At 61.6% G+C, this 13,533-nt stretch carries 11 protein-coding genes; all 11 read right to left on the minus strand.

The annotated features are described in order from the left end of the window. Positions 1-58 precede the first annotated feature (58 nt). The 11 genes from purD to gcbA all read right to left on the minus strand — a co-directional run bounded on the left by purD (position 59) and on the right by gcbA (position 13,444). A complete protein-coding gene (gene purD / locus PseAD21_RS02675) occupies positions 59-1,354 on the minus strand; it encodes a phosphoribosylamine--glycine ligase (RefSeq protein WP_102354387.1) in 1,296 nt (431 codons plus the stop codon). A 157-nt stretch (positions 1,355-1,511) separates the two neighbouring features. After that, positions 1,512-3,119 (minus strand): bifunctional phosphoribosylaminoimidazolecarboxamide formyltransferase/IMP cyclohydrolase, encoded by a 1,608-nt coding sequence (gene purH / locus PseAD21_RS02680; RefSeq protein ID WP_102354388.1) that lies wholly within the window; start codon positions 3,117-3,119, stop codon positions 1,512-1,514. Positions 3,120-3,201: 82 nt separating this feature from the next. Next, positions 3,202-3,522 (minus strand): DNA-binding transcriptional regulator Fis, encoded by a 321-nt coding sequence (gene fis / locus PseAD21_RS02685; protein ID WP_002555375.1) that lies wholly within the window; start codon positions 3,520-3,522, stop codon positions 3,202-3,204. Further along, positions 3,519-4,529, minus strand: coding sequence for a tRNA dihydrouridine synthase DusB (gene dusB, locus PseAD21_RS02690; RefSeq protein ID WP_102354389.1), 1,011 nt, complete (start codon positions 4,527-4,529; stop codon positions 3,519-3,521). Before dusB ends, fis begins: the two co-directional genes overlap by 4 nt. Positions 4,530-4,714: 185 nt before the next feature. After that, positions 4,715-6,028: a DUF3426 domain-containing protein gene (locus tag PseAD21_RS02695; protein ID WP_102354390.1), complete on the minus strand. Its 1,314-nt coding sequence runs from the start codon at positions 6,026-6,028 to the stop codon at positions 4,715-4,717. 30 nt (positions 6,029-6,058) lie between these two features. Then, on the minus strand, positions 6,059-6,937 hold the full coding sequence (gene prmA, locus PseAD21_RS02700) for a 50S ribosomal protein L11 methyltransferase (RefSeq protein WP_102354391.1): 879 nt from the start codon (positions 6,935-6,937) through the stop codon (positions 6,059-6,061). Positions 6,938-7,195: 258 nt separating this feature from the next. Next, positions 7,196-8,554 (minus strand): acetyl-CoA carboxylase biotin carboxylase subunit, encoded by a 1,359-nt coding sequence (gene accC / locus PseAD21_RS02705; RefSeq protein ID WP_077570780.1) that lies wholly within the window; start codon positions 8,552-8,554, stop codon positions 7,196-7,198. Positions 8,555-8,571: 17 nt separating this feature from the next. Further along, on the minus strand, positions 8,572-9,033 hold the full coding sequence (gene accB / locus PseAD21_RS02710; RefSeq protein WP_102354392.1) for an acetyl-CoA carboxylase biotin carboxyl carrier protein: 462 nt from the start codon (positions 9,031-9,033) through the stop codon (positions 8,572-8,574). 48 nt (positions 9,034-9,081) lie between these two features. Beyond that, the gene (gene aroQ / locus PseAD21_RS02715; protein WP_025111759.1) at positions 9,082-9,534 is read right to left on the minus strand and encodes a type II 3-dehydroquinate dehydratase; all 453 of its coding nucleotides are present in this window, start codon (positions 9,532-9,534) and stop codon (positions 9,082-9,084) included. A 241-nt stretch (positions 9,535-9,775) separates the two neighbouring features. Beyond that, positions 9,776-11,722, minus strand: coding sequence for a methyl-accepting chemotaxis protein (locus tag PseAD21_RS02720; RefSeq protein WP_102354393.1), 1,947 nt, complete (start codon positions 11,720-11,722; stop codon positions 9,776-9,778). A 51-nt stretch (positions 11,723-11,773) separates the two neighbouring features. Further along, positions 11,774-13,444, minus strand: a complete 1,671-nt coding sequence (gene gcbA, locus PseAD21_RS02725) for a diguanylate cyclase GcbA (protein WP_102354394.1) — start codon at positions 13,442-13,444, stop codon at positions 11,774-11,776. Positions 13,445-13,533 lie beyond the last annotated feature (89 nt).

Raw genomic sequence — 13,533 nt, forward strand, 5'->3', positions numbered from 1 at the left:
CGCGGCGGCGGAACAGCCCGGCGAGGGACTGCATCCCGCGCCGGACTTGAAGGACAGCTTATTCCTGGGTTTCGCCACGTTCACGGGCAATGGCGCGGTAGCCAATGTCCTTGCGGTAGAAGCAGCCTTCCCAGTCGATGGCGGCGGCCAGCTTGTAGGCTTGCTGCTGGGCTTCGCTCACGCTGGCGCCCATGGCAGTGGCGCAAAGTACGCGACCACCGGCAGTTACCACGTTGCCATCTTTGAGCGCGGTACCGGCGTGGAAGACTTTGCCTTCCAGGTTGGCGGCTGCGTCCAGACCGTTGATCGCTGCGCCCTTGGCGTAGTCGCCCGGGTAGCCACCAGCGGCCAATACGATACCGACGCTCGGGCGCGGATCCCACTGCGCTTCAACCTTGTCCAGCGCTTGCGCGAGGGCGGCTTCGACCAGCAGCACCAGGCTCGACTGCAGACGCAGCATCACCGGTTGGGTCTCCGGGTCGCCGAAGCGGCAGTTGAACTCGATGACTTTCGGGTTACCGGCCTTGTCGATCATCAGACCGGCATACAGGAAACCGGTGTAGACGTTGCCTTCTTCAGCCATGCCGCGAACGGTCGGCCAGATCACCAGATCCATCACACGCTGGTGCACGTCGGCAGTGACCACCGGGGCAGGGGAGTAGGCACCCATGCCGCCGGTGTTCGGGCCGCTATCGCCGTCGCCGACGCGTTTGTGGTCCTGGCTGGTGGCCATCGGCAGGACATTCTTGCCGTCGACCATGACGATGAACGAGGCTTCTTCGCCGTCGAGGAATTCTTCGATCACCACGCGCGAACCAGCGTCGCCAAACGCATTGCCGGCGAGCATGTCACGCACGGCGTCTTCGGCTTCGGCCAGGGTCATGGCCACGATCACGCCTTTACCGGCGGCCAGGCCATCGGCCTTGATCACGATCGGTGCGCCTTTTTCACGCAGATAAGCCAGGGCTGGCTCGATCTCGGTGAAGTTCTGGTAGTCGGCGGTCGGGATCTTGTGGCGGGCCAGGAAATCCTTGGTGAACGCTTTCGAGCCTTCCAGTTGTGCAGCACCGGCAGTCGGACCGAAGCAGTCCAGGCCACGGGAGCGGAACAGGTCGACCACGCCAGCCACCAGCGGCACTTCCGGACCGACGATGGTCAGGGAAACGTTTTTCTCGGCGAAGTCGGCCAGTTGCTCAAGGGCCAGCACGTCGATGGCGACGTTCTCGCACTTGGCTTCAATCGCGGTGCCCGCGTTGCCCGGCGCGACGAAAACCTTCTGCACGCGCGGATCCTGAGCCACTTTCCAGGCCAGGGCGTGTTCACGGCCACCGCTGCCAATGATCAAAACATTCATTTCAAAAACCTCGGATGACGCTAATTCTGTAGGGGCTGATCGTTCCCACGCTCCGCGTGGGAATGCCTCAACGGACGCTCTGCGTCCGAGGGACGCGGAGCGTCCCGGGCTGCGTACCCACGCAGAGCGTGGGCACGATCAACAGTGGATCGTGTACTTAGTGGCGGAAATGACGCATACCGGTGAACACCATCGCGATGCCGGCTTCGTCGGCAGCAGCAATCACCTCGGCATCACGCATCGAACCACCCGGCTGGATCACCGCAGTGATGCCGACCTTGGCTGCGTTGTCCAGACCGTCGCGGAACGGGAAGAACGCGTCCGAAGCCATTACCGACCCGGCCACTTGCAGACCGGCGTGCTCAGCCTTGATCGCGGCGATACGTGCCGAGTTCACGCGGCTCATCTGGCCGGCGCCGACACCGATGGTCTGACGGTTCTTGGCGTAGACGATGGCGTTGGATTTAACGTACTTGGCGACTTTCCAGGCGAAGATCAGGTCGTTGATTTCCTGTTCGGTCGGTGCACGCTTGGTCACCACTTTCAGGTCGTCGGCGCTAATCATGCCGATGTCGCGGCTCTGCACCAGCAGGCCACCGTTGACGCGCTTGTAGTCCCACGCTGCTGCGCGGTCTGTCGACCACTCGCCGCAGGCCAGCAGGCGCACGTTGGCTTTGGCAGCGACGATGGCGCGGGCTTCTTCGCTCACGCTTGGGGCGATGATCACTTCAACGAACTGACGCTCGACGATCGCCTTGGCGGTCTCGGCATCCAGTTCACGGTTGAAGGCGATGATGCCGCCGAACGCCGATTCGGTGTCGGTGGCGTAGGCCAGTTCGTAGGCCTGACGGATGCCGCCTTCGGCGTCCGGGCTTACGGCCACGCCGCACGGGTTGGCGTGCTTGACGATCACGCAGGCTGGCTTGACGAAGCTCTTCACGCATTCCAGCGCGGCGTCGGTGTCGGCCACATTGTTGTACGACAGCTCTTTGCCTTGCAGTTGGGTCGCGGTGGCGATGCCGACTTCGGCAGGCTTGGCTTCAACGTAGAACGCCGCGCTCTGGTGCGGGTTCTCGCCGTAGCGCATTTCCTGAGCCTTGATGAACTGGCTGTTGAAGGTGCGCGGGAATTCGCTGCGGCCTTCGGTGCTGAGGGTTTCAGCGGCCTGGTTCACGGTGCCCATGTAGTTGGCGATCATGCCGTCGTAGGCGGCAGTGTGTTCGAAGGCCTTGAGCATCAGGTCGAAACGCTGCGCGTAGGTCAGGCCACCGGCTTTCAGGCCTTCCAGGACGTTGGCGTAGTCACTGGCGTTGACCACGATCGCCACGTCTTTATGGTTTTTCGCCGCCGAACGGACCATGGTAGGGCCGCCGATGTCGATGTTTTCGATCGCGGTCGGCAGGTCGCAGCCTGGCTTGTTGATGGTGGCTTCGAACGGGTACAGGTTGACCGCAACCAAGTCGATCGGCTTGATGCCGTGCTCGTTCATGACGGCATCGTCGATACCGCGACGACCGAGGATCCCACCGTGGATTTTCGGGTGCAGGGTCTTCACCCGGCCGTCCATCATTTCCGCGAAGCCGGTGTAATCCGCGACTTCCACTGCGGCAACACCGTTGTCGCGCAGCAGCTTGAACGTCCCGCCGGTGGAGAGGATCTCGACGCCCAGGGCTTCAAGCTCCTTGGCGAATTCGAGGATCCCGGTCTTGTCGGAAACACTGATCAAGGCGCGGCGGATCGGCAGGCGGGTAGTCTGGTCGGTCATCTCAATTTCCATCAAAAGCAAGGGAAGTCAGCAAAAAAGGCGACCGGTTTTACGCGGGCGCCTTTCTGGTTTGATTGAATGCTTACAGCAGATCGTACTGCTTGAGTTTCTTGCGCAGCGTGCCGCGGTTGAGTCCCAGCAGCTCACTGGCCTTGGTCTGGTTGCCCTTGACGTAGTTCATCACGCTTTCGAGCAGGGGAGCCTCGACTTCGGAGAGCACCAGGTTGTACACATCCGTGACGGACGCGCCCTCAAGGTGGGCGAAATAATTGTGCAGCGCCTTCTCGACACTCCCGCGAAGGGTCTGACCTTCTTCGCTCGGGGTATTGAGGTGCTGTTTCAAATTCACGTTGTCGCTCACGGGTGTTGTTCCACTCACTAAAGTCTCGGTCATCATCGTCATGCGGCCACCCCTTCTTCGTCCCCTGTCAGGCTCTTGTAACGCTCGGCGAAGAACTCCCGAACGTTGGCGCATTGTGTTTCCGTACCATCCAAACGATTGAAGTGGGCGCGAAACTCCCTGGCGCCCGGCAAGGTTGCGAGATACCAGCCCACATGCTTGCGGGCAATACGTACGCCCATCACGTCCCCATAGAAGGCGTGAAGTGCGGCCAGATGCTCCAGCAGGATGCGTTCCACTTCGATCAGCTCCGGCGCCGGCAATTTCTCGCCGGTACGCAGGAAGTGTTCGATCTCACGAAAAATCCATGGCCGCCCCTGGGCAGCCCGGCCTATCAGCAGGCCATCGGCACCGGTCGCGTCGAGCACGTAACGGGCCTTTTCAGGCGAATCGATATCGCCATTGGCAAACACCGGAATCGACACCGCCTGCTTGATCGCGGCAATCGTGTCGTACTCGGCAACACCTGTGTACAGATCGGCGCGCGTGCGGCCATGCACTGCCAGCGCCGTAATGCCGGCCTGCTCGGCGATCTTCGCCACGGTCAGGCCGTTCTTGTTGTCGCGATCCCATCCGGTGCGGATCTTCAGGGTTACCGGCACATCAACCGCCGCCACCACGGCGTGCAGGATCTCGGTAACCAGTGCTTCATCCTTCAACAACGCGGAGCCGGCGGCCTTGTTGCAGACCTTCTTTGCCGGGCAACCCATGTTGATATCAATAATCTGTGCGCCCAGTTCGACGTTGGCCCGGGCCGCGTCCGCCAGCATCTGCGCGTCGCCACCGGCAATCTGTACCGAGCGTGGCTCGGGATCGCCTTCGTGGATCATGCGCATGCGCGACTTGCGGGTATTCCACAGGCTCATGTCACTGGTGACCATTTCCGAGACTACAAGCCCTGCGCCCAAACGCTTGCACAGCTGACGAAAGGGCTGATCGGTGACCCCTGCCATCGGGGCGAGAATCAAACCGTTCTGCAATGTATATGGGCCGATGCGTACCGCCGACATAGGACTTCCCTGAAGTGGGGCCGGATCATGAGAGTTCGAAAAAGGGTTGGCATGATACCCGCTCTCGATGACTGGATAAAGGCTGAATTGAACAAAATCTGAACAGTTATTCTGTTATTACCAGCGGTTTGGTTGGCGGGCGCCCAGTCAGAAAACTGCCGTCAAACCTGAAGCGCTGCAGCCGTTCACTCGGGGGAGTGGAAACTCAGGCTGTAATTCACCGCTTTGGGGCCTGGATCAAGGATATCCAGCGCGATGTGGATCGGCGTCTGCGGCGGCATTTCCGCCAGGCCTTCGAGGTCGCCGTTGAGGTATTCGCCGGGTTTGAAGCGACGACTGGCGATCAGGTGGCCATTGAGATCGGCGAAGCGCAGCTCCAGCAGCGGGAATGGCTGGGAGAACGTCGCGCGGTTATAGATGATCGCGTCGACCACCAGTGCGCCGCTGAATTCGGGATGGCTGCGCACCACCAGATTGCTGCTTTTGATTTTGCCAATGTCGACCTTGGACGGCACCGTGCAACCGATCTCTGGACAGAGTTGCTGAAACCACGGGCGGTACTGATCCTGTCGCGCCAGTTCGTCGAAGTGGTAGGCGACGTACTGACCGGCGAGACCTGCAGCGGCCAGCAGCACCAGCAAACTCCAGAGCAGGCGCCGTCCCCAGGGTGAACGGCGCTTCTGCCAGTCGAGTTGCAGCGGATCGTCGGTCAGGTCCTGCAGGACTTCGGCGCGAACTCCGGGCTCTGCCCGGTCGCGTTTTTTGCGCAGCGGTTCGACCGACGGCAGGTCATCGTCATCGGGTTCGGCGCTGGCTGACAGGCGCTCGCGGCGGGCATTCGGATCGATTGGGTCGTGCAGGCGCAACTGCGGAATCGGCGGTTCGTCGTCCAGGTCCACCGGCTCCAGCGACAACGATGGCTCGGTGCGTGTGGTTTTTTCCGGTTCCGGTTCCGGTTCGACGATCTCGGGTTCGATTTCATCTTCGTGCTCAGGCAGGCGCTCATCATCGCGTGCGCTGAACAGGCTGTCGCGCCACACCGTTTCATCGGCTTCGGGGCTGTCACGCCGGGCGCTCAGGGAATCTTCACGCTGACGCCCGAATTCGGTGGTCGGCTGAATTTCCCGTTGTTCGAGGCGGGCCAGTTCTTCGTCCAGGTCCAGGCTGTCGAGATCCAGCTCGCTGGCGCTCCATTGCTTTTGGCTGATGGCGCGTGGTGCGGGTGGTTCGACGATGGCGGGCGCTTCGACCACTGGTGGCTGCACGCTGACCAATGGCTCGCTGACCGCAGGTTGCGCCTGAGGCGGTTGCACGCTGACCGGAGCCACTGGCGTGACCGCTTCCTTGCCCGCGTGTTGTTCGAGCAGCTGTTTGGCGGCGTTGAACACTTGCAGGCAGGAGCCACAGCGAACCACCCCGCGGGCCACGCTCAATTGAGCATGGCTGACGCGGAAGCTGGTTTGGCAATGCGGGCACTGGGTGACGAAACTGTCGGTCATGCGGCGATCCGGTTTATGCAGGCGGACATTCTAGCGCCGACGGCCGGTGATACGCACCCAGCCATCGCGATTGGCGATCGGGTCCAGATCGAAGTCCTGGGCATAGGCAGCAGCGACTTCTTCGCCCTGTTCGGCGAGGATGCCGGACAGCGCCAGGCGACCACCGGATTTGACCAGGCTGGACAGTTGCGGTGCCATGGACACCAGCGGGCCGGCCAGAATGTTGGCGACCAGTACGTCGGCTTTGACCTGCGGCAGGTCTTGCGGCAGGTACAGCGGGAACAGCTCGTCGGCAATATTGTTGCGCCCGGCGTTGTCGCGCGAGGCTTCCAGCGCCTGCACATCAATGTCGGTGCCGACGGCTTCTTTCGCGCCGAGCAGCAGGGCGGCGATGGCCAGAATCCCCGAGCCGCAGCCGAAATCCAGCACGTTGCAGTCTTTCAGGTCCTGACCGTCGAGCCATTCCAGGCAGAGTGCGGTGGTCGGGTGCGTGCCGGTGCCGAACGCCAGGCCCGGGTCCAGCAGCAAGTTGACCGCATCAGGCTCAGGGGCGGCGTGCCAGCTCGGCACGATCCACAGGCGCTGACCGAAGCGCATTGGCTGGAAACCATCCATCCAGCTGCGTTCCCAGTCCTGGTCTTCGATGACTTCGCTGTGGTGCTCGGGCAATGGGCTGCCGGTCAGCAGTTCCAGATGCGCCAATACCGGCGCGGCTTCGGTGCCGCCCTCGAACAGGGCCAGCAGGTGAGTGTGCGCCCACAGCGGGGTGGTGTTGAGTTCCGGCTCGAAGATCGGCTGATCTTCGGCGTCCATGAAGGTCACCGAAACGGCGCCGACTTCAAGGAACGCGTCTTCGTAGGTTTCGGCTTGTTCCGGGCTGATGGCGAGACGTACTTGCAGCCAAGGCATGGCGGGCACCTTTGAAAAAATATGAATGCAGCCTAGCGGCCAGCGAGAAGCGCGCAAGTTTACGCGAGCGCAGAGCTTTTGTGGGAGCTGCATTGCACCCTGTGGGAGCGGGCTTGCTCGCGAAAGCGGTGTGCCAGACAAATAAATGTATCTGATACACCGCATTCGCGAGCAAGCCCGCTCGCACAAGGGGGATTTGAAACCTGCAAAAACAACAAAGCCGCCCGAAGGCGGCTTTGTCAGGTGCGGGCGTAAAGCTTAGTGCTTCTCGCCAGCCAGCTTGTGCTCGAGGTAGTGAATGTTCACACCGCCTTTGCAGAAGCCTTCGTCGCGAACCAGATCGCGGTGCAGCGGGATGTTGGTCTTGATCCCGTCAACCACGATTTCGTCCAGGGCATTGCGCATGCGGGCCATGGCTTCGTCGCGGGTGGCGCCGTAAGTGATCAGCTTGCCGATCAGCGAGTCGTAGTTCGGCGGAACCGCATAGCCACTGTACAGGTGCGAATCGACGCGAACGCCGTTGCCGCCCGGGGCGTGGAAATGCTTGACGGTACCCGGGCTCGGCATGAAGGTTTTCGGGTCTTCAGCGTTGATCCGGCACTCTAGCGAGTGACCGCGGATAACCACGTCATCCTGAGTGAACGACAGCTTGTTGCCAGCGGCGATGCTGAGCATCTCCTTGACGATGTCGATACCGGTGACCATTTCCGAAACCGGGTGCTCCACCTGAACACGGGTGTTCATTTCGATGAAGTAGAAACGACCGTTCTCGTACAGGAACTCGAAAGTGCCGGCGCCACGGTAGCCGATGTCGATGCACGCCTTGACGCAGCGAGCCAGAACTTCTTCGCGAGCCTTCTCGTCGATGCCCGGTGCCGGCGCTTCTTCGAGAACCTTCTGGTGACGACGTTGCAGCGAGCAATCGCGGTCGCCCAGATGGATGGCGTGGCCTTGGCCGTCAGAAAGAACCTGGACTTCCACGTGGCGCGGGTTAGTCAGGAATTTTTCCAGATAGACCATCGGGTTGCCGAACGCCGCGCCAGCTTCGGTGCGGGTCAGTTTGGCGAAGGCGATCAGGTCTTCTTCCTTGTGCACCACGCGCATGCCGCGACCACCGCCGCCGCCAGCGGCTTTGATGATCACCGGATAGCCGACTTCACGGCCGATGCGCAGCGCCGTTTCTTCGTCTTCCGGCAGTGGGCCGTCAGAACCAGGAACGGTTGGCACGCCTGCTTCGATCATCGCGTGCTTGGCCGATACCTTGTCGCCCATCAGGCGAATGGTGTCGGCTTTCGGGCCGATGAACGCGAAGCCGGAGTTCTCGACCTGCTCGGCAAAGTCGGCGTTTTCCGCGAGGAAACCGTAGCCTGGGTGAATGGCAGTAGCGCCAGTCACTTCAGCAGCCGCGATGATTGCCGGGATGTGCAGGTAGGAGTGCGCGGCAGAAGCCGGGCCGATGCAGACGGATTCGTCTGCCAGACCCAGGTGCATCAGCTCTTTGTCGGCCTTGGAGTAAACGGCGACGGTCTTGATGCCCATCTCTTTGCAGGCACGCAGAATCCGCAGGGCGATCTCACCGCGGTTAGCGATCAGAACTTTTTCCAACTTCGCAGTCATCAAAGGCTCTCCGCAGTTCAAACGATGGTGAACAGCGGTTGGTCGTACTCAACCGGCTGGCCGTCTTCGACGAGGATGGACTCGATCACACCGCTGGTTTCAGCTTCGATGTGGTTCATCATCTTCATGGCTTCGACGATGCACAGAGTGTCGCCTTTCTTCACGGTCTGGCCGACTTCAACGAAGGACGGCGAGGTTGGCGAAGATTTGCGATAGAAGGTACCGACCATCGGCGAACGGGCAACGGTGCCGTTCAGCGCTGGCGCAGCAGCGGCAGCCGGGGCTGCAGCAGCAACCGGAGCAGCAGCGGCAGGGGCAGCGACCGGTGCCTGCATCGGAGCCGGCGCGTAGTACTGCTGAGCCGGGGTCTTGCTGTGGCGGCTGATGCGTACGGACTCTTCGCCTTCCTTGATCTCGAGCTCGTCGATGCCGGACTCTTCCAGCAATTCGATCAGTTTCTTAACTTTACGGATATCCATGAATCATCAACTCCCAAGGGTCGGTCAGGGGCGTTTAACGCTTGTAGTTCAAGTCGTTGCCTGTGTTTCAAGCTGTTCTAGTGCAGCCTCCAGGGCCAGTCGGTAACCGCTGGCGCCAAGGCCGCAGATCACTCCCACCGCTACATCGGAGAAGTAAGAGTGATGGCGGAAAGGTTCGCGTTTGTGCACGTTGGACAAATGCACTTCGATGAATGGGATGCTCACTCCCAGCAGCGCGTCACGTAATGCGACACTTGTGTGTGTAAAAGCTGCTGGATTGATCAGAATGAAATCCACACCTTCGCCGCGGGCGGCGTGGATGCGGTCGATCAATTCGTACTCGGCATTGCTTTGCAGATGCAGCAGGTGATGGCCGGCTTCACGGGCGCGACGCTCCAGATCCTGATTGATCTGCGCCAGGGTCGTTGAACCGTAAGTGCCGGGTTCGCGGGTGCCGAGCAGGTTCAGGTTGGGGCCGTGCAGCACCAGTAGGGTTGCCATCTGCGTTGTCCTTGTTATGGGTGAGCAATGTTCAGAACCCGGCGACTATGCCGCAAAGACTTTGTGACTGTCCAGTTCTATGCAATAGCCGGCACGATGGCCGATGTTTGCGCGAAATTTGTGACTGAGTCATTTGATCCGGTCATTTGTGGTGTCTGGACTGACACCTTCGCGAGCAGGCTCGCTCCCACCTTGGAATGCATGCTCCTGTGGGAGCGAGCCTGCTCGCGAAAGCGATCTGTCAGACGCGAAAGGCCTGAACGGCGGTATGCAACTGCCCGCCCAATACCAGTAGGTTCTCGCCCTGTTCGCGACCTTCGCCAATGCGCAGCAGGTTATCCCCACCCAACTGATGGATCCGTTCACTGTGGTCGCGAATCTCGCTGACCGCGTCACTTTGCTGCGCGGTCACGTCGGCAATGCGGATCGCCGTGTCGGAAATGGTCTGAATGGCGCCGACGATTTTATCCAGCGCGCCGTCCGCCGCTTGCGCCTGATTGGCCGTGGCTTCGGCGTGTTCGACCTGCGCGCGCATGCCTTCGACGGATTGTCGGGCGGCGCTTTGCAGGCCGGCGATGAGGGTCTGGATTTCTGCCGTGGCGCCAGCCGTGCGTTGTGCCAGTGAGCGCACTTCCTCGGCGACCACGGCAAAACCACGGCCCATTTCCCCGGCCCGCGCCGCTTCGATTGCCGCGTTGAGCGCCAGCAGGTTGGTCTGGTCGGCGATCGAGCGGATCACCGTCAGCACGCCACCAATGGTCGCCGACTCTTCGGCGAGGTGCTCGATCATCTGCGCGTTGCCTTGTACTTCACCGACCAGCGCATGCAGGCCAGTGAGGCTCTGGCCGATCACGGTTTGCCCGTGCTCGACGGCCAGCCCGGCATGACGACTGGCGTCCGCGGCCTGACGCGCATCGCCGGCGACTTGCTGAATAGTGGCTTCCAGTTCGCCCAGAGAATCGCGAATCAGCGCGGTGTCCCCGGCCTGATGCTCGGCGCCCGTGTGCAGGTCGTTACTCAGTTCGGCCAGTGTGCGACTGCTGCCTGCGACCTGTTCGGCGTTGCCGCGAATCGTGCCCACCAGATCCACCAGGTACGCGCGCAGTCGATTGAGCGACGCTTCGATGTCGTGCAGTTCGCGGTTGGTTTTGCCCAGATCGATATCGCGACTGAAATCACCCTCGGCCCAGGTCGACAGCGCCGGGGCAAGGTTGGTCAGGGTGCGGGCCAGGCGCCGCTGCAAGGTGTCGATCAGCAGCGCGATCAGCAGGATCAGGCCGATCATCACGCCTTGCATCAGCCGCACTTCGCCCTGGATCTGCCCGTGCTGAGCACGCACCACAGGCTCGAGGCCGGCAATGGCCTGCTGCACGGCGGCGATCTTCTGGTGCGTCGCGGTGCTCAGGTCGGTGCGTTTCTGGATCAGTTCGCGGGTGCGTTCCAGCTCCGCCGGGTAACGCCCCAGCAGGCTGTTGAGTTCGCGCTTGAGGTCGACGCCGGCGTCTTCGGCAGCGGCTTTTTCGCTGCTTTCGATACCCATCATCGCGGCGAAGTCATCACTGCCGGATTCGTTCCGGGCAACCACACCGAGCAGGGGCAGGGCGTCGATAGCTTGGGCCTGGGTACGGAGGCTGGCGACTTCACGCTCGACCTCGGCGGCCAGTTCACTGCGGCCGCTGCTGACCAGTTTGTCGCGGGCCAGCGACAGCTTGCCCAGATGCTGGGACGCGGTGAGCAGCGGCGTCAGGTACGTCGCGTTGCCGTTGGCGTAGGTGTTGAGTTGGTCGAGGCTGGCGCTCAGTTCGCGTTCGGCCTGCAGCAGCAGCGCCTGGGGATCGCCGGCCAGTTTGCCGGCCGCGAGCAGGTCGGTCTTGCTGAACTCTTCAAGACTCGACAGGCTCGGGCGCAGGGTCTCGGCCAGCGCCGGCGGCAGTTCGCCGAGCTCTTTCTGCAAACCGTCGATGGCCTGGCTGGCACTGCTCAGGCGCAGGGCGTCGCCGCTGGCAAGGTAGTCCTCGACATTGCGCGCCACCTCATTCTGAAATTGCTGCGACAGACCCAGATAGCGCTCCATCAGCAGATACGGACGCTCCAGGGCTTTTTGCGACCACCACAGCGTCGCGCCGAGGGCCACGCAGACGGCGACCAGCAGCAGAGTGTTGAGATTGGTGAGCAACTTCAGGCGCATGACGGCTACCAACGGCAGAAATGGTAAGCGACTGAATTTATTGCGGTTCTGTTACAGGGTTATGACCGAATCGGTGGATTCCGATGAAAAAGTGGCACTTTGCTTTGAGTCGCGCGCGGTCTGCACCCGGTTGCGTCCGGCACCCTTGGCGCGGTACAGCGCTTCGTCGGCCTGGCTGGCCATCATCAGGCTGTCGGAATCCTCGCGCATTTCCACCACGCCGGCACTGAAGGTGCACCACAAATCCTGCGGCTGCGCAGGGTAGTGGATTTCGGCGAAGCGCTGGCGGATCTCGTCGAGCACTTTGTGCGCGGCTTCTATATCGGTGTCGGGCATGACGATGGCGAATTCTTCGCCGCCGTAGCGGCCGATGAAATCGGTCTTGCGCAGGCGTTGCTTGAGGAATAGCGCGAGGCTCTTGATCACCCGGTCGCCCATCGGGTGACCGTGGCTGTCGTTGACCCGTTTGAAGTGGTCGATGTCGAGCATGGCAAAGCTCAGCGGTTTGTTCTCGCGGCGCGCGCGGAACGAACAGTCTTCGAGCAATTGCAGGATGTGCGTGTGGTTGTACAGCCCGGTGAGACTGTCGCGGACCATCCGTGCCTTCAGATTGCGCGCACGGGCGGCGCGGTTGCGCACGGTGGTGATCAGGTGCCGTGGCTTGATCGGCTTGGTCAGGAAGTCATCGCCGCCTTCGCTCATGGCGTCGAGTTGCTTGTCCAGATCGTCCTCAGCCGACAAGTAGATGATCGGTACGCTGACATAACGGTCGTTGTGACGGATGACCTTGGCCAGCTCGGTGCCGGTGCAGGCCGGCATGTACATGTCGAGGATGATCAGGTCCGGCTGGAAATCCGCCAGCTCGGCCATCGCCTGGATCGGTTCGATCAGGGAGCGGGTGACGATCCCGGCGCTGTTGAGCAGGCGCTCGGTGTGCAAGGCCTGGGCGCGGGAATCGTCGATGATCAGCACTTTATAAGGTTCGTACTGGGCGACGCAGGTGAGGACTTCGATCTTCTCCAGCAGGCTCGACGCTTCGAGGGTGCCGGTGAGAAATTCCTGGCCCCCGGCGCGTACCGCCGCGAGGCGGGTCGGGGTGTCGGTTTCGTGCAGGCTGAAGAACAGCAGCGGCAGCGGTTCTTCCAGACCCACTTGCGCTTCGGCGGCGAGTTGCAAGCCGACGCCGGCACCGCTGAAGTCCACGTCCATGACGATCGCAGCCGGCAAACGCTCGACCATCGAGGAGCGAAACGCCGACACGCTGTCCAGCGCCTGGGCGGTCAGCCCGAAGAATTCCAGTTGCTTGGCCAGCCGCTCGGCGCGGTCATGATCCTGCAGCAACACATAGATCGGCTTGCGCAGCGGTGGCAGAAATGTCTGGTCGAGTTGATCACCATGACGCAGGCCGGTGCGCGACAAACGCTGCATCAAGCGATTGAGGTCGGTGATCAGACCACTGCTCAGGCGGCCGCGATTGGCATCGACGGCGTCCAGCGACTGGCTGATGTGGTGGGCCAGTTGTGTGTGCTCAGGCTGCTCGAAACGTTCGGCGAAACGCAGCAGGCGCAGGTTGGCCTCGCTCAGTTCGGCGAGGTCGGCAGTGGACCACTCACTGCGTTGCAGGCGTTGCCATATCTCAAGAATCTGACGTGCCTGATGAATTACCCGCTGGGCAAAGTGGTGCTTGAGGCGCTCACGGCTGGGGTCTTCTGGCTCGGTCATATCCTGACTACTAGTTAGGGTGCATGCTGAGATCGACTGGTGGCTCTATGCTAGCACCTCTTTTCCCTTATATGAGTGTCGTGCGTCAA

Origin of the sequence: Pseudomonas sp. AD21 (assembly GCF_002878485.1) — a bacterium.
Classification (GTDB): domain Bacteria; phylum Pseudomonadota; class Gammaproteobacteria; order Pseudomonadales; family Pseudomonadaceae; genus Aquipseudomonas.

Coding starts and splice junctions, on each gene's coding strand:
- aroQ (WP_025111759.1), bottom strand. CDS start 9,534: ATGGCAACCCTACTGGTGCTGCACGGCCCCAACCTGAACCTGCTCGGC.
- PseAD21_RS02695 (WP_102354390.1), bottom strand. CDS start 6,028: ATGACCGACAGTTTCGTCACCCAGTGCCCGCATTGCCAAACCAGCTTC.
- purD (WP_102354387.1), bottom strand. CDS start 1,354: ATGAATGTTTTGATCATTGGCAGCGGTGGCCGTGAACACGCCCTGGCC.
- dusB (WP_102354389.1), bottom strand. CDS start 4,529: ATGTCGGCGGTACGCATCGGCCCATATACATTGCAGAACGGTTTGATT.
- accB (WP_102354392.1), bottom strand. CDS start 9,033: ATGGATATCCGTAAAGTTAAGAAACTGATCGAATTGCTGGAAGAGTCC.
- PseAD21_RS02720 (WP_102354393.1), bottom strand. CDS start 11,722: ATGCGCCTGAAGTTGCTCACCAATCTCAACACTCTGCTGCTGGTCGCC.
- prmA (WP_102354391.1), bottom strand. CDS start 6,937: ATGCCTTGGCTGCAAGTACGTCTCGCCATCAGCCCGGAACAAGCCGAA.
- gcbA (WP_102354394.1), bottom strand. CDS start 13,444: ATGACCGAGCCAGAAGACCCCAGCCGTGAGCGCCTCAAGCACCACTTT.
- accC (WP_077570780.1), bottom strand. CDS start 8,554: ATGACTGCGAAGTTGGAAAAAGTTCTGATCGCTAACCGCGGTGAGATC.
- purH (WP_102354388.1), bottom strand. CDS start 3,119: ATGACCGACCAGACTACCCGCCTGCCGATCCGCCGCGCCTTGATCAGT.
- fis (WP_002555375.1), bottom strand. CDS start 3,522: ATGACGATGATGACCGAGACTTTAGTGAGTGGAACAACACCCGTGAGC.